Source organism: Bradyrhizobium sp. HKCCYLS20291, assembly GCF_051167715.1.
In the GTDB taxonomy this organism is placed as follows: Bacteria; Pseudomonadota; Alphaproteobacteria; order Rhizobiales; family Xanthobacteraceae; genus Bradyrhizobium.
Genome location: NZ_JBNPTO010000024.1, coordinates 79758 through 100456, shown reverse-complemented (window position 1 = coordinate 100456; position 20699 = coordinate 79758). Strand labels below are relative to the sequence as shown.

The 20699-nt window shown below is 65.9% G+C and carries 13 protein-coding genes; 8 read left to right on the top strand and 5 right to left on the bottom strand.

The genetic code is table 11. The features are described 5' to 3' along the window. Positions 1-11: 11 nt before the first annotated feature. The 6 genes from kdpA to ACQR07_RS34195 all read left to right on the top strand — a co-directional run bounded on the left by kdpA (position 12) and on the right by ACQR07_RS34195 (position 8788). On the top strand, positions 12-1715 hold the full coding sequence (gene kdpA, locus ACQR07_RS34220; RefSeq protein ID WP_434906447.1) for a potassium-transporting ATPase subunit KdpA: 1704 nt from the start codon (positions 12-14) through the stop codon (positions 1713-1715). 17 nt (positions 1716-1732) lie between these two features. Continuing rightward, a complete protein-coding gene (kdpB, locus tag ACQR07_RS34215; protein WP_434906446.1) occupies positions 1733-3853 on the top strand; it encodes a potassium-transporting ATPase subunit KdpB in 2121 nt (706 codons plus the stop codon). Between the two features lie 115 nt (positions 3854-3968). Then, on the top strand, positions 3969-4574 hold the full coding sequence (locus ACQR07_RS34210; protein WP_434906445.1) for a K(+)-transporting ATPase subunit C: 606 nt from the start codon (positions 3969-3971) through the stop codon (positions 4572-4574). A gap of 52 nt (positions 4575-4626) precedes the next feature. Beyond that, on the top strand, positions 4627-7344 hold the full coding sequence (locus ACQR07_RS34205) for a DUF4118 domain-containing protein (RefSeq protein ID WP_434906444.1): 2718 nt from the start codon (positions 4627-4629) through the stop codon (positions 7342-7344). After that, complete coding sequence (locus ACQR07_RS34200) at positions 7341-8030, top strand: response regulator (RefSeq protein ID WP_434906443.1); 690 nt, start codon at positions 7341-7343, stop codon at positions 8028-8030. The genes ACQR07_RS34205 and ACQR07_RS34200 overlap by 4 nt, the downstream gene beginning before the upstream one ends. Positions 8031-8482: 452 nt before the next feature. Further along, on the top strand, positions 8483-8788 hold the full coding sequence (locus tag ACQR07_RS34195) for a DUF6496 domain-containing protein (protein WP_434906442.1): 306 nt from the start codon (positions 8483-8485) through the stop codon (positions 8786-8788). A gap of 249 nt (positions 8789-9037) precedes the next feature. On the opposite strand, the gene ACQR07_RS34190 is transcribed toward ACQR07_RS34195, so the two are convergent. Then, positions 9038-9916, bottom strand: coding sequence for a Ku protein (locus ACQR07_RS34190; protein WP_434906441.1), 879 nt, complete (start codon positions 9914-9916; stop codon positions 9038-9040). A gap of 733 nt (positions 9917-10649) precedes the next feature. Here ACQR07_RS34190 and ligD point away from each other — a divergent pair. Continuing rightward, positions 10650-13343 carry a DNA ligase D gene (gene ligD, locus ACQR07_RS34185; RefSeq protein ID WP_434906440.1) on the top strand — a complete coding sequence of 898 codons (2694 nt, stop codon included), beginning with the start codon at positions 10650-10652 and terminating at the stop codon, positions 13341-13343. A 63-nt stretch (positions 13344-13406) separates the two neighbouring features. Here the strand turns inward: ligD and ACQR07_RS34180 are convergent, their stop codons facing one another. Then, complete coding sequence (locus ACQR07_RS34180; protein ID WP_434906439.1) at positions 13407-13571, bottom strand: DUF3309 family protein; 165 nt, start codon at positions 13569-13571, stop codon at positions 13407-13409. Positions 13572-13738: 167 nt separating this feature from the next. Here ACQR07_RS34180 and ACQR07_RS34175 point away from each other — a divergent pair, with 167 nt between their 5' ends. Next, the gene (locus ACQR07_RS34175; RefSeq protein ID WP_434867516.1) at positions 13739-14050 is read left to right on the top strand and encodes a polyhydroxyalkanoic acid system family protein; all 312 of its coding nucleotides are present in this window, start codon (positions 13739-13741) and stop codon (positions 14048-14050) included. Here ACQR07_RS34175 and treY read toward each other — a convergent pair whose 3' ends face one another. From treY to glgX, 3 genes are read right to left on the bottom strand one after another with little or no spacing between them, the layout of a single operon-like run. Further along, positions 14051-16855 carry a malto-oligosyltrehalose synthase gene (treY, locus tag ACQR07_RS34170; RefSeq protein WP_434906438.1) on the bottom strand — a complete coding sequence of 935 codons (2805 nt, stop codon included), beginning with the start codon at positions 16853-16855 and terminating at the stop codon, positions 14051-14053. Positions 16856-16857: 2 nt separating this feature from the next. Then, positions 16858-18624, bottom strand: a complete 1767-nt coding sequence (gene treZ / locus ACQR07_RS34165; RefSeq protein ID WP_434906437.1) for a malto-oligosyltrehalose trehalohydrolase — start codon at positions 18622-18624, stop codon at positions 16858-16860. Continuing rightward, complete coding sequence (gene glgX, locus ACQR07_RS34160; protein ID WP_434906436.1) at positions 18621-20696, bottom strand: glycogen debranching protein GlgX; 2076 nt, start codon at positions 20694-20696, stop codon at positions 18621-18623. Before glgX ends, treZ begins: the two co-directional genes overlap by 4 nt. Between the last annotated feature and the right edge of the window lie 3 nt (positions 20697-20699).

The following is a 20699-nucleotide window of genomic DNA, read 5'->3' as shown; positions in this document are numbered from 1 at the left end:
GGACATCTCCCATGACTGTGATCGGCTGGATCCAGATCCTGCTCTATTGCGCCGTCATCGTCGCGCTCGCCAAGCCGCTCGGCTGGTACATGACGCGCGTCTTCAATGGCGAGCGCACTTTCCTGTCGCCGGTCTTGCGACCGGTCGAGTCCGCCATCTATTGGGCGGGCGGCGTCGACGAGCGGCGCGAGCAGCATTGGCTGACCTATACGGTCGCGATGCTGCTGTTTCATGTCGGCGGCTTCCTGATCATCTACGGCGTGATGCGGCTGCAGGCCGTGCTGCCGTTCAATCCCGCCGGCCAATCCGCCGTCGCGGAAGACCTCTCGTTCAACACCGCGATCAGCTTTCTCACCAACACCAACTGGCAGAACTACGGTGGCGAGAGCACGATCTCCTATCTCGTGCAGATGCTCGGCCTGACGCACCAGAACTTCCTGTCGGCCGCAACCGGCATCGTGCTGGCGATCGCGCTGATCCGCGGCTTCTCGCGCGCCTCGGCGCGGACGGTCGGTAATTTCTGGGTGGACGTCACACGCTGCACCCTCTACGTGCTGCTGCCGCTGTGCATCGTCTACACGCTGGTCCTGGTCTGGCAGGGCATCCCGCAGACGCTGGGGCCCTATGTCGAGGCGACGACGCTCGAAGGCGCCAGGCAGACCATCGCGGTCGGGCCGGTGGCCTCGCAGGTCGCGATCAAGATGCTCGGCACCAATGGCGGCGGCTTCTTCAACGCCAATGCGGCGCATCCGTTCGAGAACCCGACGGCGCTGTCGAACTTCATCCAGATGCTCTCGATCTTCGCGCTCGGCGCCGCGCTGACCAACGTGTTCGGCCGCATGGTCGGCAACCAGCGCCAGGGCTGGGCGATCCTCGGCGTCATGGGTGTGCTGTTCATCGCCGGCGTTAGCATCACCTATTGGGCGGAAGCCAGCGGCAGCAATGTGCTGAACGCGCTCGGGCTCACCGGCGGCAACATGGAGGGCAAGGAGGTCCGCTTCGGCATCGTCGCGTCCTCGCTGTTCGCCGTCATCACCACTGCCGCGTCCTGCGGCGCCGTCAACGCCATGCATGACAGCTTCACCGCGCTCGGCGGCATGATTCCGCTCATCAACATGCAACTCGGCGAGATCATCGTCGGCGGAGTCGGCGCCGGCCTCTACGGCATGCTGCTGTTCGTCGTGCTCGCGATCTTCGTCGCCGGCCTGATGGTCGGACGCACGCCCGAATATGTCGGCAAGAAGATCGAGGCCCGCGAGGTCAAGATGGCGATGCTGGCAATCCTGGTGCTGCCGCTGATGTATCTCGGCTGGACTGCCGTCGCCGTGGTGCTGCCGTCAGCTGTCGCGTCGATGGCCAATGCCGGACCGCATGGGTTCACGGAGGTGCTCTACGCCTTCACCTCGGCGACCGCCAACAACGGCTCGGCCTTCGCAGGCCTCACCGGCAACACCTTCTTCTACAACTTGACGCTCGCGTCATCGATGTTCGTCGGCCGCTTCTTCATGATCATCCCGGCGATGGCAATCGCCGGCTCGCTGGCCGAGAAGAAGTCGATCCCGCCTTCGGCCGGCACGTTGCCGACCACCGGCGGCCTGTTCGTCGGCCTCGTCGTCGGCGTCATCCTGATCATCGGCGGCCTCACCTTCTTCCCCGCACTCGCCCTCGGTCCGATCGTCGAGCATCTCGCGATGACCGCCGGCACCGTGTTCTGAGCTTCGGAGCAACCTCCATGGAAACCGTCAAATTGCAGAAGCGCTCGTCGATGTCGACGATGCTCGATGCCAAGATCGTGCTGCCCGCGATCAAGGCCGCATTCGTCAAGCTCGATCCGCGGCTGATGATCAAGAACCCCGTGATGTTCGTGGTCGAGGTCGTCGCCGCCCTCACCACGGTGATCTTCCTGCGCGACGTCGTGTCGGGCGGAGCGAGCCTCGGCTTCACCTTCCAGATCATCCTCTGGCTGTGGTTCACCGTGCTGTTCGCCAATTTCGCCGAGGCCGTCGCCGAGGGCCGCGGCAAAGCGCAGGCGGATTCGCTGCGCAAGACCCGCACCGAGAGTCAGGCCAAGCTGCTGACCGGGTCTGGTACGACCGACCACAGCTACAAGCTCGTCGCAGGCACGACCCTGAAGGTCGGCGACATCGTGCTGGTCGAGGCCGGCGACACCATCCCCTCGGACGGCGAGGTGATCGAGGGCGTCGCCTCGGTCAACGAGGCCGCCATCACCGGCGAGTCCGCGCCGGTCATCCGCGAGTCCGGCGGCGACCGCTCGGCGGTGACCGGCGGCACCCAGGTGCTATCGGACTGGGTGCGCGTGCGCATCACGGCGGCCCAAGGCTCGACCTTCATCGATCGCATGATCAAGCTGGTCGAGGGCGCCGAGCGGCAGAAGACGCCGAACGAGATCGCGCTGAACATCCTGCTCGCCGGCCTCACCATCATCTTCGTGTTCGCCACCGTGACGATCCCGAGCTACGCGGCCTATGCCGGCGGCTCGATCTCGGTGGTGGTGCTGGTGGCGCTGTTCGTGACCTTGATCCCGACCACGATCGGCGCGCTGCTGTCGGCCATCGGCATCGCCGGCATGGACCGCCTAGTGCGCTTCAACGTGCTGGCGATGTCCGGCCGCGCCGTCGAGGCCGCCGGCGACGTCGATACGTTGCTGCTCGACAAGACCGGCACCATCACGCTCGGCAACCGCCAGGCGACCGCGTTCCGTCCGGTGCGCGGCGTGAGCGAGCAGGAGCTCGCCGACGCTGCGCAACTCGCCTCGCTGGCCGACGAGACCCCGGAAGGCCGCTCGATCGTCGTGCTCGCCAAGGAGAAGTATGGCATCCGCGGCCGCGACATGGCCGAGCTCGGCGCCACCTTCGTGCCGTTCACCGCGCAGACCCGTATGAGCGGCGTCGATGCCGGCGGCTCGTCGGTGCGCAAGGGCGCGGTCGACGCGATCCTCAACTACATCAGCGGTGGCGCCGTCACGCAGGTCGCCTCCGGCAATACGATGCGCGCGATTCCGCAGGCCGAGAGCGAACTCACCCGCGAGATCCGTGCCATCTCGGACGACATCGCCAAGTCCGGCGGCACGCCGCTGGCGGTGGCGAGGGACGGTCGCCTGCTCGGCGTCATCCAGCTCAAGGACATCGTCAAGGGCGGCATCCGCGAGCGCTTTGCCGAGCTGCGCCGCATGGGCATTCGCACCATCATGATCACCGGCGACAACCCGATGACCGCAGCCGCCATCGCGGCTGAAGCCGGCGTCGACGACTTCCTGGCGCAGGCGACGCCCGAGGACAAGCTCAGGCTGATCCGCGACGAGCAGGCCAAGGGCAAGCTGGTGGCGATGTGCGGCGACGGCACCAACGACGCACCGGCGCTGGCGCAGGCCGATGTCGGCGTCGCCATGAACACCGGCACGCAGGCGGCGCGCGAGGCCGGCAACATGGTCGATCTCGACTCCAACCCGACCAAGCTGATCGAGGTGGTCGAGATCGGCAAGCAGCTGCTGATGACGCGCGGCGCGCTGACGACGTTCTCGATCGCCAACGACGTCGCCAAATATTTCGCGATCATCCCGGCGATGTTCCTGGCGTTCTACCCGCAGCTCAACGTGCTGAACGTCATGAATCTGGCCAGCCCGCAGAGCGCGATCCTGTCGGCGATCATCTTCAACGCGCTTGTCATCATCGCGCTGATCCCGCTGGCGCTGAAGGGCGTCGCCTACCGCGCCATCGGCGCCGGCGCGCTGCTCGGCCGCAACCTGCTGATCTACGGGCTCGGCGGCATCATCATTCCCTTCATCGGCATCAAGGCGATCGACCTGCTCGTGACCGCCTTGCATCTGGCCTAAGCCCCAACCGCCGTCATTGCGAGCGAAGCGAAGCAATCCAGACTCCCGCACGTAGCCCTGGACTGCTTCGTCGCTTCGCTCCTCGCAATGACGGCAGAGATATCGGAGACTCACCATGCTCAAAGAAATTCGTCCCGCCATCTTTGTTCTGCTCGCACTGACGCTCGTCACGGGCCTGCTCTATCCGCTCGCGATGACCGTCGTTGCCGGCACGATCTTCCCGGCCCAGGCCGAGGGCAGCCTGATCACGCGCAACGGTGTGGTGATCGGCTCGGCGCTGATCGGCCAGGAGTTCAAGGACGACAAATACTTCCACGGCCGTCCGTCGGCGACGTCAGCCGCCGATCCGAACGACGCCACCAAGACGGTGCCGGCGCCCTACAACGCCGCCAACTCCTCGGGCTCCAATCTCGGCCCGACCAGCAAGGCGCTGGCCGACCGCGTCAAGGAGGATGTCGACAAGCTCAAGGCGGAGAATCCGGCGCAGGCCGTGCCGGTCGATCTGGTGACGACCTCGGCGAGCGGGCTCGATCCGGACATCTCGCCGGACGCGGCGCTATTCCAGGTGCCGCGGGTGGCCAAGGCGCGCGGCATGCCGGAAGCCAGCGTTCGGGCCCTGGTTGCCCAGCAGACGCAGGGCCGCCTGATCGGACTGCTCGGCGAACCCCGCGTTAACGTGCTGGCTCTCAATCTGGCGCTCGATGCCGGCAAGGCGCAATGAACCGGTCTCGCGGCTGGCCTTGGCGGCAATGACATCAGGTCTATAATGCCGCATGGCCAGTCAACGCCGCAATCCTGACCAACGTCCCTCGCCGGAAGCGCTGCTCGAAGCGGCCCGGCGCGAGGAGAGTCCTGCCGGCAAGCTCAAGATCTTCGTCGGCGCCGCGCCCGGCGTCGGCAAGACCTATGAGATGCTGTCGAGCGCGCATGCCAAGGTGAAGGCGGGCGTCGACGTCGTCGTGGGCCTGGTCGAGACCCATGGCCGCGCCGAAACCGAGTCGCTGGTGCGCGGGCTCGAGGTGATCCCGCGCAAGCGCATCTCCTACAAGGATCAGAGCGTCGAGGAGATGGATCTGGATGCCGTGATCGCGCGCCGGCCGAAGCTCGCGATCGTCGACGAGCTCGCGCACACCAATGCCGCCGGCAGCCGTCATCCCAAGCGCTATCTCGACGTCGAGGAGCTGCTGTCGCACGGCATCGATGTCTATACCGCCGTCAACGTCCAGCACATCGAGAGCCTCAACGACGTCGTCGCCCAGATCACCCATGTCCGTGTGCGCGAGACGGTGCCGGACTCGATCTTCGACCGCGCTGATGCCATCGAGCTGATCGACCTCACGCCTGATGACCTGATCCAGCGGCTGAAGGAGGGCAAGGTCTATGTGCCCAAGCAGGCCGAGCGCGCGCTGGAGCATTATTTCTCGCCGGGCAACCTGACCGCGCTTCGCGAGCTGGCGCTGCGCCGGACCGCCGAGCGGGTGGACGAGCAACTGCTCACGCATATGCAGGCGAACGCGATTGCTGGCCCCTGGGCGGCAGGCGAGCGCATTCTCGTCTGCGTCTCCGAGGATCCGCGCGCGGCGAGCCTGGTGCGCTCCACCAAGCGGCTCGCCGATCGCGTCCATGCACCCTGGACCGCGGTCACGATCGAGACGCGGCGCAATCTGCAGCTCAGCGACAAGCAGCGCGACCGGCTCGCCGATACGCTGCGGCTGGCGGAGACGCTGGGCGGTGAGGCGCTGACCATCCCCGGCGTCGGCCGCCGCATCGCCGACGACCTCATCAGCTTCGCGCAAGCCAACAACGTCACCCAGATCATCATCGGCAAGTCCAGCCGCTCGCGGCTGTTCGAGATGATCAGAGGTTCGGTGGTGCACGACCTCGTCCGGCGCGCCGGCAACATCAGCATCCATGTCATCGCCGGCGAGGAGCCGCCAGAGGCGTCTGTAACTTCCGTGCAGACGCGTGCCCGCAGCGAGCCGTTCCAGCCAAAGCCCTATCTGATGGCGCTGCTGATCACGACGGCCGGCCTCGGCCTCGCCGAGCTGATCCAGCCCTTTTTCGGCATCGAGAATGTCGACCTCGTGTTTCTCACCGCCGTCGTCGGCGTCGCCGCGCGCTACGGCCTCGGACCGTCGCTGCTCGCGAGCCTCGCCGCGTCGCTGTGCTACAACTTCTTCTTCCTGCCGCCGCTCTACACGTTCACGATCACCGACCCGACCAACATCGGCGCATTCTTCTTCTTCATGCTGATCGCGATGCTGGTGTCGAATGTCGCCGCGCGCGTTCGCATTCAGGCCGATTCCGCGACCCTGCGCATCCGGACCACCGAGCAGCTCTACGCCTTCAGCCGCAAGCTCGCCGGCACGGCGACCTTGGACGACGTGCTGTGGACGACCGCCTATCAGGCGGCCTTGATGCTGAAGGTGCGTGTGGTGCTGCTGCTGCCGCAGGACGGCAAGCTCACCGTGATGGCCGGTTATCCGCCGGAAGACCAGCTCGACGATGCCGATCTCGCCGCGGCAAGCTGGGCCTTTGCCAACGATCGTGCCGCCGGCCGCGGCTCCGACACGCTGCCCGGCGCCAAGCGTCTGTTCCTGCCGATGCGCACCGGCCGCGGCCTGATCGGCGTCATCGGCATCGACGACGACCGCACCGGCCCGCTGCTGACGCCCGACCAGCGCCGGCTGCTCGACGCGCTGGTCGACCAGGGCGCGCTCGCGATCGAGCGCGTGCTGCTGGTCGAGGACATGGACAAGGTCAAGCGCACCATGGAGCAGGACCGGCTGCGCTCGGCACTGCTGACCTCGATCTCGCACGATCTGAAGACGCCGCTCGCCTCCGTTCTCGGCGCGGCGTCGACGATGCGCGACCTGGCGACGCGGCTGTCGGACCGCGAGAAGCTCGATCTTCTTGCCACCGTGATCGACGAGTCCGAGCGCCTCAACCGGTTCATCGCCAACCTGCTCGACATGACCAAGCTGGAGTCCGGCGCCATCGTGCCGAATTCGGCGCTGCATGATGTCGGCGAGATCGTCGGCAGCGCGCTGCGGCGGGCGGGCAAGATCCTGGCGGGGCATCACGTGTCGCTCGACCTGGCCGCTGACCTGCCGATGGTCGAGGTCGATGCCGTGCTGTTCGAGCAGGTGCTGTTCAACCTGCTCGACAACGCCGCGAAATATGCGCCCGCCGATAGCTCGATCGCGATCCGCGCTGCGCGCGATCATAACTGGGTCGTGCTCGACATCCGGGACGAAGGCGACGGCATTCCGGCCGCTGAGGTCGAGCACGTGTTCGACAAGTTCTACCGCGTGCAGAAGGGCGACCAGGTGCGGCCCGGCACCGGGCTCGGGCTCGCGATCTCGCGCGGTTTCATCGAGGCCATGCATGGCCGCATCGTCGCCGGCAACCGCACCGACCGGCGCGGCGCCGTCCTCACCATTCGCCTGCCGGTGCCCGCGCAGGCCAAGCCGCTGGAGACCGCTGCATGACGGGCGCTCCGATCAAGGTCCTGGCCATCGACGACGAGCCGCCGATCCGCAAGCTGCTGCGCATGGGACTCGCGACGCAAGGCTATGAGATCCTGGAGGCGCCGAGCGGCAGGGTCGCGCTCGAAAAGCTCGCCGAGAATCCGGCGCTGATCATTCTCGATCTCGGACTGCCGGATGTCGACGGCCACGAGCTGTTGCGCACCATCCGGGCGCGCAACGACAGCATTCCGATCGTGGTGCTGTCCAGCCGCGGCGATGAGGCCGGGAAGGTGAAGGCGCTCGACCTCGGCGCCGACGACTACATCACAAAACCGTTCGGCATGGAGGAGCTGCTGGCGCGCCTGCGGGCGGCGCTGCGCCACCAGCTGCAGGTGCAGGGCGAGCGCCCGGTGTTCCGCACCGGCGACCTTTCCGTCGACCTCGTCCGCCGCATCGTCAAGCTCGGCGAGCGCGAGATCAAGCTGTCGCCGAAGGAGTACGACCTGCTGCGCGTCCTGGTGCAGCACGCCGGCAAGGTGCTGACGCATCGCTTCCTGCTCAAGGAGCTGTGGGACGAACTGACCGACGCGCAATATCTCCGCGTCTACGTCCGCCAGCTCCGCCAGAAGATCGAAACCGACCCCGAGCGCCCGCACTTCGTCCTGACGGAGACCGGCATCGGCTATCGGCTGCGGGCGCCGGATTAGGCGTGCTTCGTCAGATGGGCTGATCAGCCCACCGTTGCCGGCGATCGATTGAGATCGCGAACTCCTAAGCCTTGCACGGTGCGCTCGCTCTCCCCGTTCTTCACGGGGAGAGGGTCGGGGTGAGGGGCAGCCGCGCGGGTGGTGCTAATGACGAGACCTGTACTTACCGCCTCCCCGCAAGCGGTAGCGCATCGCATCTGATCATTTGCAGCTACCGCCGACGAGCTATCCCCTTATGTCTCCGTCATGCCCGGGCTCGTCCCGGGCATCCACGCCGTTCTGAGGATGCCGATCGACGTGGATGGCCGGGACAGGCCCGGCCATGACGACGTGGAGGTAGACGAGAAAAAAACTCCGATCATCATATGCGATCGCCGCTGCCGCGTTCCCTCGCAAAGCGGAACCATCGCCGCTCCTCGTGATTGCTGTGCTGTCACAGGGAGACCATGTTCATGGCACGCACAGCACGCAAATATTCCAAGGGCGCCTCGAAGGATGTCGAGCGCGCAATGAAGAAGCGCAAGGCCGGCACGTTGAAGAGCGGGGGCTCCGGCCGCAAGGTCAAGAGCCGCAAGCAGGCGATCGCGATCGGCCTGTCCGAGGCGCGGCGCGAGGGCAAGAAGGTGCCGGCGAAGAAGAGCGCAAGGTCCTCGGCGAAGAAGACCGCGGCGAAAAAAACGACCAAGAAGTCATCGAAGGCGTCGAGCAAGAAGAGCACGAAAAAAGCCAGCAAGAAAACGACGAAGAAGAAGTCCTAGGAGAAGAGCTGACGGGGCGAGCTTCCGGGCTACGCTCCTCCCGCAAGCTGTGACGCGCAGCCGTCGCCCAACCCTCCGCTGTCGTCCCGGCGAACGCCGGGACCCATAACCCCAGGGAGATGTGATTGGGCGGGATTTCGACCAGTCTTGTCTCACCACACCTGCCGCGGAGTATGGGTCCCGGCGTTCGCCGGGACGACCGCGGTGGGTGTGGAAGCCGCTTGCGTCACACGGAGAGCTACGGGTTCATCACCCCACCTTCCTCTGCCGCGCCGCGGAGCGGTGCGCCTTCTTGGCCGAGCTCCGATGCGACGTCGGCCGCCGCGAGATCGCGCGCGACGACTTCTTCCCACCCTTGCCCAAACTCTGCTTCAGCGCATCCATCAGGCTCACGACATTGTCGGACTTCTCCTCGGGCTCCGGCAGCTTGATCGGCTTGCCCGAGGCCTTGCGCTTGACCAGCGCCTTCAGCGCGGTCTCGTACTGGTCCTTGAACTCCGCCGGCTTGAAGTGCGCCGCCTTGGTCTGCAGGATGTGGCCGGCGAGCTCCACCATATCCTTGGTGATCTTCGGCGACTTGATATCGTCGAAGAACTCGGCTTCGTCGCGCAGCTCGTAGGGGAAGCGCAGCGTGGTGCCGAGCATGCCCTTGCCCATCGGCTCGATGGCGATGATGTGCTCGCGATGGGTCAGCACGATCCGTGCGAGCGCGACGCGGTCCTGGTCTTTCATCGCGTCGCGAATGACCGCGAAGGCGTCGACCGCCGCCTTTCCGTCGGGAGCGATGTAATAAGGGTGGTTGAGATAGCGCTGGTCGATCTCGTCGCGCGGCACGAAGCTGTCGATGTCGATGGTGTGGTTGCTCTGGATCTGCACCGCCTCCAGCTCTTCCGGCTCGATCTCGATAGACTGCCCCTTGGACAGCTCATAGCCGCGCCCCTTCTGGTCGCCCTCGACGATATCACCGGTCTCGGCATCGATCATCTGCTGCTTCAGCCGGTTGCCGGTCTCGCGGTTGATGAGGTGGAAGCGCGTCTTCTCGACCGAGGTCGAGGCCGGATAGAGCACGACCGGGCAACTGACCAGCGAGAGTTTGAGCGAGCCTTTCCAGTAGGCGCGGGGGGCCATCATTGTCTCCGTGAGCAGATCTGCTTCGACGTGCAACGGAGTAGCATTGCCAAGGGTTCCCTGGCCTTGTGCAGGAGAGGCGCCGCCGTGGGCAATTGCCGGCACGGTAGCGGCAGCCAGCACGTCCTGGCAGAATGCTCTCGCGCTTCGGAAAAAGAAAAGGCGCTTGACAACTTCGTAAAATCAGCATTATGGTGCACGCATTCCGTTGCGTCGGAATGGGGACGTATCGCGGTCGTCACGGACGTCGGCAGCGGAATGCGATGGGTGTGTGGGGTTGCAGCGTGACACGGTCGCGCCGACGAACGGTCCTGCACGCACGGTCAAGTCGCGCGGTCCTGGCACCCCGAAGCTGGTGTCCCGCGTCATGGGCAGAAGCCCATGGCGCGCACGGTGGCCAAAAGCCGGCGCACCGGGGAGAACGCGAAGCAGCCGTCAAAACCGTCGCGCAGGGAGGGCCGGGATGTCTCGGCTGCACCTGTGGTACCTGCCGCCTGCATTTTTTGAGCAGGCGGGCCATGGGGGCGGCGAGCTCCCGGCCTTCCCTGCGCCCTCCGGTTCGACAGAGGGCGGTCCATCGCAAGACCCGGGCTTTCCTTAGGCCGCGGGAACGCGGAACTTTGCCCGGTGTTGTCAGGCCGAGGCGAGCCGGGGGCTGCGCGGCGCCAACGGCGGAGCCGGTTCCACGACCCCACCGGCTTTGCTACGCTGCCGCTCAACGCGAGGGATCATCGTGGCGCTGAAGAAGCTCTCCACCTATCGCAAGAAGCGCGATTTCGACAAGACGGCAGAGCCGTCCGGTGACGCCAAGGTGGCGCGCGCCGCGCGGCCGCGCTTCGTGATCCAGAAGCATGATGCGACGCGGCTGCATTATGACCTGCGGCTGGAGTTCGATGGCGTGTTCAAGTCCTGGGCCGTCACCAAGGGACCGTCGCTCGATCCGCATGACAAGCGTCTCGCGGTCGAGGTCGAGGACCACCCGCTCGACTACGGCGATTTCGAAGGCACGATTCCGGAAGGCGAGTATGGCGGCGGCACGGTCATGCTGTGGGACCGCGGCTATTGGGACAGCGAGGATCCCGAGCGAGGCTTCACGAAGGGCGACCTCAAGTTCACCCTCGACGGCGACAAGCTGCACGGCAGCTGGGTGCTGGTGCGGATGCGCCATCATCGCACCGGCGGCAAGCGCACCAACTGGCTGCTGATCAAGCATCGCGACGAGTATGCGCGCGAGGGGGAGGCGAACGACATTCTGTCCGCCGACAAGTCGGTCGCCTCGGGCCGCACGATGGCGCAGATCGCCGCCGGCAAGGGCAAGGCGCCGAAGCCGTTCATGTTAGGCAAGACCAGGCGCATGAATGCCGACGCGGTCTGGCACTCCAATCGCGGTGACGGCGCGACGGAGAAGATCTCTTCAGCGAAATCCAAGCCGGCGAAGGCGAAAGCAGCGAAGCCTCGCGCGGAGAAGGCGGCCGCGCCGCGCACGGTGACGTCGCTGCCGGACTTCGTGCCGCCCGAGCTCTGCACGTCGGTTGCGCAGCCGCCGAGCGGCGAGGGCTGGGCGCACGAGATCAAGTTCGACGGCTATCGGGTGCAGATCAGGGTGGAGGACGGCAAGGCCACGTTGAAGACGCGCAAGGGCCTGGACTGGACCGCCAAGTTCGCTGCGATCGCCGAGGAGGCGGCCAAGCTGCCGGATGCGATCATCGATGGCGAGATCGTCGCGCTCAACAAGGACGGCAATCCGAACTTCTCCGCGCTGCAGGCGGCGATCTCCGCTGGCAAGACCGATGAGCTGATCTACTTTGCCTTCGACCTGATGTTCGCCGAGGAGTTCGACCTCCGCCGCCAGCCGCTGCGCGAGCGCAAGGCGCGACTGGCGAAGCTCCTGAAGGCCAGCATCAAGGGCAAGGCGCCGCGCATCCGCTATGTCGAGCACTTCGAGAGCGACGGCGAGGCGGTGCTGGAATCCGCGCGCAAGCTGCAGCTCGAAGGCATCGTCTCCAAGAAGCTGGCCTCGGCCTATCATTCCGGACGGACCGAGAGCTGGACCAAGGCCAAGACGCGACCCGGCCACGAGGTCGTCATCGGCGGCTGGAAGACCACCAACGGCAAATTCCGCTCGCTGATGGTCGGCGTCAACAAGGACGATCATCTCGCTTATGTCGGCATCGTCGGCACTGGCTTCGGTCAGGAGACGGTGAAGGAGATCATGCCGAAACTGAAGGCGGCAGCGGCCGACAAGAGTCCGTTTGGCGGCCAGAACGCGCCGCGCAAGACGCGCGACGTGCACTGGCTGAAGCCCGAGCTGGTTGCCGAGATCGAGTTCGCCGGTTGGACCGCTGACAACAATGTTCGGCAGGCCTCGTTCAAGGGGCTGCGGCAGGACAAGCCGGCGCGTGAGGTTGTCGCAGAGGAGCCGGTGGCGGCGACCACGGTGGCCAGGCCAACGGCGCGCGCGGCGGCCACGGTCGCGACCAGCGGCACCACGGTGCACAAGACGCCGTCGCGGACGAAGAGCTCAGCCACCGTGATGGGCGTTGCCATCTCCAAGCCGGACAAGGCGCTCTGGCCGGACGCCGGCGACGGCGAGCCGGTGACCAAGCTCGATCTCGCAAACTATCTGGAAGCCGTCGGCGACTGGATGATCGGTCATCTGAAGGGCCGGCCGTGCTCGATCGTGCGTGCGCCCGATGGCATCGGCGGCGAGCGGTTCTTCCAGCGCCACGGCATGCAGGGCATGTCGGATCTGCTCGAGCTGGTGAAGGTCTCGGGCGATCGCAAGTCTTATCTGCAGATCGACCGCGTCGAGGGATTGATCGCGGTGGCCCAGGTCGCGGCGGTCGAGCTGCATCCGTGGAATTGTGCGCCGGATGCCTATGATGTCCCCGGCCGTCTGGTGTTCGATCTCGATCCGGCGCCGAACGTGGCCTTCGACGAGGTGATTGCGGCGGCCAAGGAGATGCAGGAGCGGCTCGAGAACCTCGGTCTGGAGAGCTTCTGCAAGACCACCGGCGGCAAGGGCCTGCACGTCGTGACGCCGTTGCTGCATGGCGCGCGCGACAAGGTGAGCTGGCCCGAGGCGAAGGCGTTTGCGCAGGGCGTCTGCCAGTGGATGGCCAACGACAATCCCGAGCAGTATCTGCTCAACATGTCGAAGAAGCTGCGCAAGGGAAAGATCTTCCTCGACTATCTGCGCAACGACCGGATGGCGACGGCTGTTGCCGTGCTGTCCCCGCGGGCGCGGCAAGGTGCGACAGTGTCGATGCCGGTGACATGGGCGCAGGTGAAGAACGGGCTCGATCCCAGGCGCTACACCGTTCGCACCGTGCCGGCGCTGCTGGCCAAGACCAAGGCGTGGGACGGCTATGACGAAGCGGCAGGATCGATCAAGCCGGCCATCAAGAAGCTGGCGGAGAAGTTGTGAGTTGTGGTCGGGCAGACATGGCTCGCGCCACATCTGCCCGACGACGAGTTGTCACAGGTTAGATTAGATCCGTCCGAGCAGGACGAGGATCAGCACGATGATGATGATGAGGCCGAGGCCGCCGCCGCCATAATAGCCGGTGCCGTAGAACGGACCGCCGCCGATGCCGGAGAAGCCGCCGAGCAGGGCGATGACGAGAATGATGAGGATGATTGTTCCGACGGACATGTACTTCCCTCCAGGGCCCGGCAGCGGGGCGGTGCGTCACTCTGCCTTCGCCGAGGAAACTGGTCGGAACTTCGAAAGTTCCGGAACGGAAACAGGTAAAATGCGGCGCGTGTCTTTGCGGTCGTACCATCGCGTGACTACATGAGCACGGTTGCTAGGAGATCGCGATGTCAAGACCGCTTGTCGTTTCCATTCCGCATCGCCTCGGCAAGGACGAGGCCGTTCGCCGGCTGCAGTCCGGACTGAGCCGCGCTGCGCAGAGCGTTCCCGTTCTGAGCGTCGACGAGGAGCGCTGGGAGGGCGACAAGATGATCTTCCGGGTCCGCGCGCTCGGGCAGGCGGCGTCCGGCCATGTCGACGTCGCCGAGGATCACGTCCGCGTCGAGGTCACGCTGCCCTGGCTGCTGCAGCGCTTCGCGGAAGCCGCGCAAAATGCCATCCGCAGCCGCGGCCAGCTGCTGCTGACCAAGAAGAGCTGATCAGCTGGGCGTCGCAAGAGCAGCGGTCTTCCTTGGACCGGCATCGGAAGCACCGTCCACGCGCGCCGCGATCGACGCGGCGGGCAGGTGAATGAAGAGCGAGGAGACGGGGAGAGCGCCATCCCGGATCTCAGGCGCAGAATAGGAGGGAACCTGCACCGTTGCGTCGAACGCATCAGCGTGCGGCCAGACCCGGCCACTATCGGTGAACGCCGCCAGCGTGCGCGCGGCGACCACGATGACGGCCTCGCGCCCGCGCCGCCGTGCGAAGGCGATGACGTGCTCGGCATCACGGCCGGTCACCTCGAGCGGTTCATAGCTGCCGTCCGTGAACACGCCGGGAAGGGCGTTGCGCAGCTTGAGCAGATGCCGCGTCCAGGCGAGCTTGACGCGCCCGTCCGGCCAATGATCCGCGAGGTCAGCCCAGTCCGGCGCCTCGCTGTCGCGCGACGCTTGGGCGCGCGCGGCGAAATCGACCGGGCGCCGGTTGTCGGGATCGACCATCGAGAGGTCCCAGAACTCGGTGCCCTGGTAGAAGTCGGGAACGCCGGGCATCGTCGCCTTGAGCGTCAGCTGCGTCAGCGAGTTCAGCGCGCCGAGCAGCGCCAGCCGCTTGGCCATCATCTCGAGCGACTGCAGGAATTCAGCGGACCGCTCGCGATCGAGGACGCCCTCGATGAAGCTACGCAGGCCGTTCTCATACGCCTCGTTGGGATTGAGCCAGCTGGTCTCCTCCTTGCCCTCCCGCGCCGCCTTGAGCGCATAGGCCTGCAGCCGCTCGGGCAGGCTCTCGTCCGAGCCGGCCGCCGGCCAGATGCCGACGAGGGTCTGGTACAGCATGTACTCGAACGCGGCGGAGGGCGCGCGCATGTTGCCGTCGGTCACGACGTGCGGTGCGTTCATCGTCTTCCATCGTGCGACCGCGGAGGTCCAGTCGTTGGGCAGTTCGGTCAGCGCCGCAAGCCGGGTGCGGGCATCCTCGCCGCGCTTGGTGTCGTGGGTGGCCGTCGCGGTCATGCCGTGCGGCCAGTGCTTGGCGCGATCCTGCATCAGCTTATGGAAGTCGGGTATCGCGAGCGCATGTGCCGCCGGATCGCCGCCGACCTCGTTCAGGGCAAGCAGGCGGTGGAAGCGGTAGAAGCCGGTGTCCTCCAGCGATTTCGCCATGACAGGCCCGGTGAACTGCTGCACCTTGAGCGCGAAGCGGCGCACGCGCGGGACGCTGTGGGTGGTGGTGCGATCGCGCTTGATCAGATCCATGGTCAGCGCGTCGCGCAGGAAGTCGAAGATCGAGCCGTCGGAGGCGAACCACTCGGCGCGGGCCGCGGCGATGGCCTGGTCGATCAGCTTGCGGTCGGCCGCGGTCGGGCCTGCCGCGGTCAGATAGGTGCGGTAGACCGGGAAGTGCAGCACATACAGCTCCAGCGCCTGGCGCAGGCTGTCTTCCGAATAGTCGCGCGTGGAATAGTGGCCGTTGGCGATGCGCGCCAGGAGGCGCGTCAGCACGGTGAACTCGCTGGTCAGCAGCGTCTGCAGGACGCGCCGCTTGGCCTCCTTGATCACGGGATCGAGCTTGGGCGGCTTGTTGCTGATCTGTCTCCAGATCTCGTCGAGCGGCTCCAGGCCCTTGCCGTCGATCAGGAGCTGCGTGATGACGTTCATCCACTCGTAGCCAGTGGTGCCATGTACGCCCGAAAAGGTCGGCAGCCTCTCGTGCTCGCAGAGAATCTTCTCGATCACGACGTAGAACGGCCCGACGGCGGGACCGCGGGCGTCGCGGATCAGGCGGCGCAGGCGCTGGAAGTATTGCGCGGGGTCGCGCAGGCCGTCGATGTGATCGAGCCGCAGCCCCTGCAACTGCCCGCTCGCGATCAGCTTCTTGACGAGGCGGTGAATGGCCTCGAACGTTCCGGCATCTTCGACGCGAAGGCCCGCCAGCGTGTTGACGTCGAAGAAGCGGCGATAATTGATGTCGCTCGATGCCAGCCGCCAGTGGCCGAGCTTGTAGTGCTGCCGCTCCAGCAGATGATGCAGAGCGAGCGTCGGACCTGGACGGTCGGGCCCGGCCCTGTAGGCTGCAAGTCCACGAGCAATGAGATCGACGGCGCCGGGAATGGCCCGCAGCGCGGCCTTGAACTCCGGTGCTTCCTTGCGGTTCGGGTGCCGCAAACCCCGGTAGCGCGAAGCGAGCTCGTGAATGGCCTTGCCAGTCTCGCTGCTCTCCTCGCCGGCTTCCTTGACGATGATGCGCAGCATTTCGCCGTAGCGCTCGGGCGCGATCGGCAGCCGATGCTCGAAGTACCAGCAGGAGAACGAGCCTTCGTCCGCATCGTAGCGCAGCTCGATGTCGCCATGTTCGAGCGCGTGTCCGTAGGAGGTGCCGATGATCGGCAGCAGCACGCCGCCCCTGGCACGATAGGGCAGTTGCTCCCAGTCGATATCGAACGACGCCGCATGCGGCGAGGCCTGGCCCCATTCGAGCACATCGAGCCACCACGGATTGTCGTCGAAATGGATGCCGACATGGTTCGGCACGAAGTCGAGGATGAGACCGAGGTCGTGCTGCTTCAGCGCAGCGTTCAGCACGGCAAAGCCGTCTTCGCCGCCGAGCTCCGGATTGAGCTTGGAATGATCGGTGATGTCATAGCCGTGGGTCGAGCCCTTGCGCGCCGTCATGAACGGAGAGGCATAGACATGGCTGATGCCGAGCGCCTTCAGATAGGGCACGACGCGCGCCGCCGCTTCGAAGTTGAAATCGGCGGTGAGCTGCAGGCGATAGGTCGCGAGCGGAATGGCAGGAGGCATGGTTATCCTCCGATGCTCCAGAACATGGACCACGGCGGCAAGCGATCGCCCGGCGTCCCGCCCCAGATCGGCGTGCCGGTGAAGCCGTCGGCGGCGCCTGCGATCTCCCTGTCCGAGACGTTGGCCAGGAGTCGCAGCCTGCTGCCGTCACCCATGATCCAGTGGGCGCTCAGCCGACCGTCATCGGTGACGTCGGCGGTGCCGAAGCTTGCCCCCGGAAGTCGCGGAGCCACGTGTTTGTGCCTGATGGCGAGGAGATCGCGCACCAGCGCCAAGCGCTCGCGGCCCGGCGACTCGTTGCGCGCGTCCCAGTCGATGATCGCTGACTTGAAGGTTTCGACATCGAGAGGGTCGGGCACCTCGTCGCCATACTTGGCGTACGCCCATTCATATTCTCTGCGCCGCCCCCTGCGCACGGCGTCCGCGAGATCGCCCTTGAAATCGCAGAAGAATGGGAATGGCTGCTTCGAGCCCCATTCCTCGCCCATGTACAGCATCGGTACGGTCGGCGCGAGCAGGGTCACGGCGAGCGCCGCGGCAATGCCCTCCGGTGGCGCCAGCGCCTCCAGCCGGTCGCCGAACACGCGATTGCCGATCTGGTCGTGGTTCTGCAGGAAGTTCACAAACGCGCCGGGGGCCAGATGACCGCTCGGCTCGCCCCGCGCAATGCCGCCCCAGAAGGCTGCCTGCTCGCCCTGATAGATGAAGCCGGAGGCGAGCGCGCGGGCAAGGTCGCGGCGTGGCGACTGCTGATAGTCGCCGTAATAGCCGCCGCTCTCGCCGGTCAGCATCACGTGCCAGGCGTGATGATAGTCGTCGTTCCACTGCGCGCGGAATTTGCCGCGCGACGGCTCCTCGGCGGAGTCCAGCATGCTGGCGCGATTGTCGCCGTTCTCCAGCACGAGATGGATGTGCCGCCCGCTTGCTTCCACGAGCCTGCCGACCGCGGCGCTGAGATCGTGCAGCATCGGGATCTCACCCTCGTTGGCGAGGATGTGGTTGACGGCATCGAAGCGCAAGCCGTCGAAGCGGTAGTCGGTCAACCAATGCAGCGCATTCTCGATCGCGAAGGCGCGGACTTCCGGCCGCCGGTAGTCGATCGCGCTGCCCCACGGCGTATGCGTATCGGTGAAGAAAGTCGGAGCGTAACGGCCGATGTAGTTTCCTTCCGGGCCGAAGTGATTGTAGACGACGTCGAGGAACACCATCAGCCCGCGCAGATGGGCCTCGTCAATCAGCGTGCGCAGGTCGTCGGGACGTCCGTAGACACTGTCGGGTGCGTAAAGCAGGACGCCGTCATAGCCCCAATTGCGCGAGCCGGCGAAGTCCGCCAGCGGCATCAGTTCGAGCGCGGTGATGCCGGTGTCGACGAGATGATCGAGCTTGTCGATCATCGCGCCGTAGGTGCCTTCGGGCGTGAAGGTGCCGACATGGCTCTCCAGGAACACGGCATCCTGCCACGGCCGTCCGCGCCACTCCCTGGCGCGCCAGGCGTAGGCGCCGTGATCGATCACCTCGCTCGGACCGGAGACGTCCTCGGGCTGGAAGTCGGAGCCAGGATCCGGAACGTCCAGCTCGTCGTCGATGCGAAACTTGTAGCGGGCGCCGGGACCAATCCCTGCAACATCCAGCGTGTACCAGCCGCCGTCGCCGCGCTGCATTTCATGCTTGCGGTCGAGGACGAGATCGACCCGCTTGGCCGCGGGCGCCCACAGCCGGAACGTCGTGCCATCAGACGTGATCCTGGGGCCGAACTGCCGCGCCGTCATGACAGGCCCGCATACGCGAGCACGGAGCGGGGCGGCGCCTTGAGGTCGGTGCCCGCTGTGAAGTCGACCGGCCTCTGCTGGGCTTGCGTGGTGTCGAGAACCTGCTGCCACGTCTTGGTTTCGGCGAGCTTGGGCAATTTGAATCCGATCTCTTCGGGGGCCGCGTTCAGGACGATAAAGATCGGAGCCTGCTCATGTTCCACCGGGGCGAGCACATAGGCGAGAAAACGTCCATCAGGAAAGGTCCAGTCGGTTTGCGTCATCTCCTCCGCCGAAGGCGTCAGCCACAGCACGCCGAAGCTGCCATCCGGGCGGCGCCCGTCGAGCCAGCGCCGCGCGCGGATCTGGCCGAAGCGGCGGCGCAGCTCGGTCATGTGCGCGATGAAGTCGATGAGGTCATCGCCTTCGCGGCCGATGCCGCTCCAATCGACCCAGCCGACCTCGTTGTCCTGGCAATAGGCGTTGTTGTTGCCGCTCTGCGAGTTGCCGACCTCATCCCCAGCAAGCAGCAGCGGCAGGCCCTGCGCGAGGAACAAACAGGCCAACTGGTTCTTGCGCGATTGCCGCCGCAGCGCGTTGATCACGACGTCGTCGGTCGGTCCCTCCTGGCCGAAATTGTTGCTGTGGTTGTCGTTGGAGCCGTCGCGATTGTCCTCGCCGTTGGCTTCGTTGTGCTTGCTGTTGTAGGCGAAGAGATCGGCGAGCGTGAAGCCGTCATGGACGGTGACGTGATTGACGCTGGCGCGCTGGGTGCGGCCGTCGTGGTTGAAGATGTCGGACGAGCCGGTCATGCGGCTCGAGACCTCGCCGATCAGGCTGCCCTCGCCGCTCCAGTAGCGGCGCATGGCGCTGCGATAGCGGTCGTTCCATTCGGACCATTGCGACGGGAAGGCGCCGACCTGATAGCCGCCGAGGCCGACGTCCCAGGGTTCGGCGACCAGCTTGACGCTGGCCAGCACCGGGTCCTGGCGGATCGCGGTGAGGAAGCCGCTGCGTCGGTCGAAGCCGTGCTTCTCGCGGGCGAGCGTGGTGGCGAGATCGAAGCGGAAGCCATCGACGTGGCAGACCTCGACCCAGTAGCGCAGCGAGTCCATCACCATCTGCAGCACGCGCGGATGGGTGAGGTTCACCGACGAGCCGCAGCCGGTGAAGTCGTCGTAGAAGCGCGGATTGTCCGGCTGGAGCCAGTAATAGGAGGCGTTGTCGATGCCGCGATAGCACAGCGTCGGGCCGAGATGATTGCCTTCAGCGGTGTGATTGTAGACGACGTCCAGCATCACCTCGATGCCGGCATCGTGCAGCCGCGCAACCGTGGTTCGGAAGGCGTCGAGCGGATTGTCCTGCGCGTAGCGCTGCTCCGGGGCGAAGAACGAGATGGTGTTGTAGCCCCAGTAGTTGACGAGCTTCTTCTCGACCAGCGTGCGGTCGTCGATCAGGGCATGGATCGGCAGCAGCTCGACCGTGGTGACGCCGAGCCGCTTGAGGTGCTTGATCATCGCCGGCGACGACAGCCCGCCATAGGTGCCGCGCAGATTGGGCGGGACGTCGTCGCGCTTGTTGGTCAGGCCCTTGACGTGGGCCTCGTAGATGATCGTGTCCTCCCATGGGATTTGCGGCCGCATCTCGCGCCGGCCCCAGTTGAAGGTCTCGTCAATGACGACGGCCTTGGGCATGCCACGCGCGTTGTCGCGGCGGTCGAAGGACAGGTCCTCGCGCGGCGAGCCGGCGCGATAGGCGAAATGGGCGTCGCTCCAGACCAGGCGCCCGGCAAGCCGCTTGGCATAGGGGTCCAGCAGCAGCTTGTTGGCGTTGAAGCGGTGACCGCGCTCAGGCTCGTAGGGACCGTAGACGCGATAGCCGTAGAGCTGCCCCGGTGACACGTCGTTGAGGTAGCCGTGCCAGACATCCTCGGTTCTTTCCGGCAGCTCGATCCGCTCGATCTCGCGGCGGCCCTGGCTGTCGAACAGGCAGAGCTCGACCTTTTCGGCATTGGCGGAAAACAAGGCAAAATTGGTCCCGCGTCCGTCCCAGGTTGCTCCGAGACGGGCGTGACTTCCTGCGGCCAGACGCATTGC

Coding starts and splice junctions, on each gene's coding strand:
- kdpA (WP_434906447.1), top strand. CDS start 12: ATGACTGTGATCGGCTGGATCCAGATCCTGCTCTATTGCGCCGTCATC.
- kdpB (WP_434906446.1), top strand. CDS start 1,733: ATGGAAACCGTCAAATTGCAGAAGCGCTCGTCGATGTCGACGATGCTC.
- ACQR07_RS34210 (WP_434906445.1), top strand. CDS start 3,969: ATGCTCAAAGAAATTCGTCCCGCCATCTTTGTTCTGCTCGCACTGACG.
- ACQR07_RS34205 (WP_434906444.1), top strand. CDS start 4,627: ATGGCCAGTCAACGCCGCAATCCTGACCAACGTCCCTCGCCGGAAGCG.
- ACQR07_RS34200 (WP_434906443.1), top strand. CDS start 7,341: ATGACGGGCGCTCCGATCAAGGTCCTGGCCATCGACGACGAGCCGCCG.
- ACQR07_RS34195 (WP_434906442.1), top strand. CDS start 8,483: ATGGCACGCACAGCACGCAAATATTCCAAGGGCGCCTCGAAGGATGTC.
- ACQR07_RS34190 (WP_434906441.1), bottom strand. CDS start 9,916: ATGGCCCCCCGCGCCTACTGGAAAGGCTCGCTCAAACTCTCGCTGGTC.
- ACQR07_RS34180 (WP_434906439.1), bottom strand. CDS start 13,571: ATGTCCGTCGGAACAATCATCCTCATCATTCTCGTCATCGCCCTGCTC.
- ACQR07_RS34175 (WP_434867516.1), top strand. CDS start 13,739: ATGTCAAGACCGCTTGTCGTTTCCATTCCGCATCGCCTCGGCAAGGAC.
- treY (WP_434906438.1), bottom strand. CDS start 16,855: ATGCCTCCTGCCATTCCGCTCGCGACCTATCGCCTGCAGCTCACCGCC.
- treZ (WP_434906437.1), bottom strand. CDS start 18,624: ATGACGGCGCGGCAGTTCGGCCCCAGGATCACGTCTGATGGCACGACG.
- glgX (WP_434906436.1), bottom strand. CDS start 20,696: ATGCGTCTGGCCGCAGGAAGTCACGCCCGTCTCGGAGCAACCTGGGAC.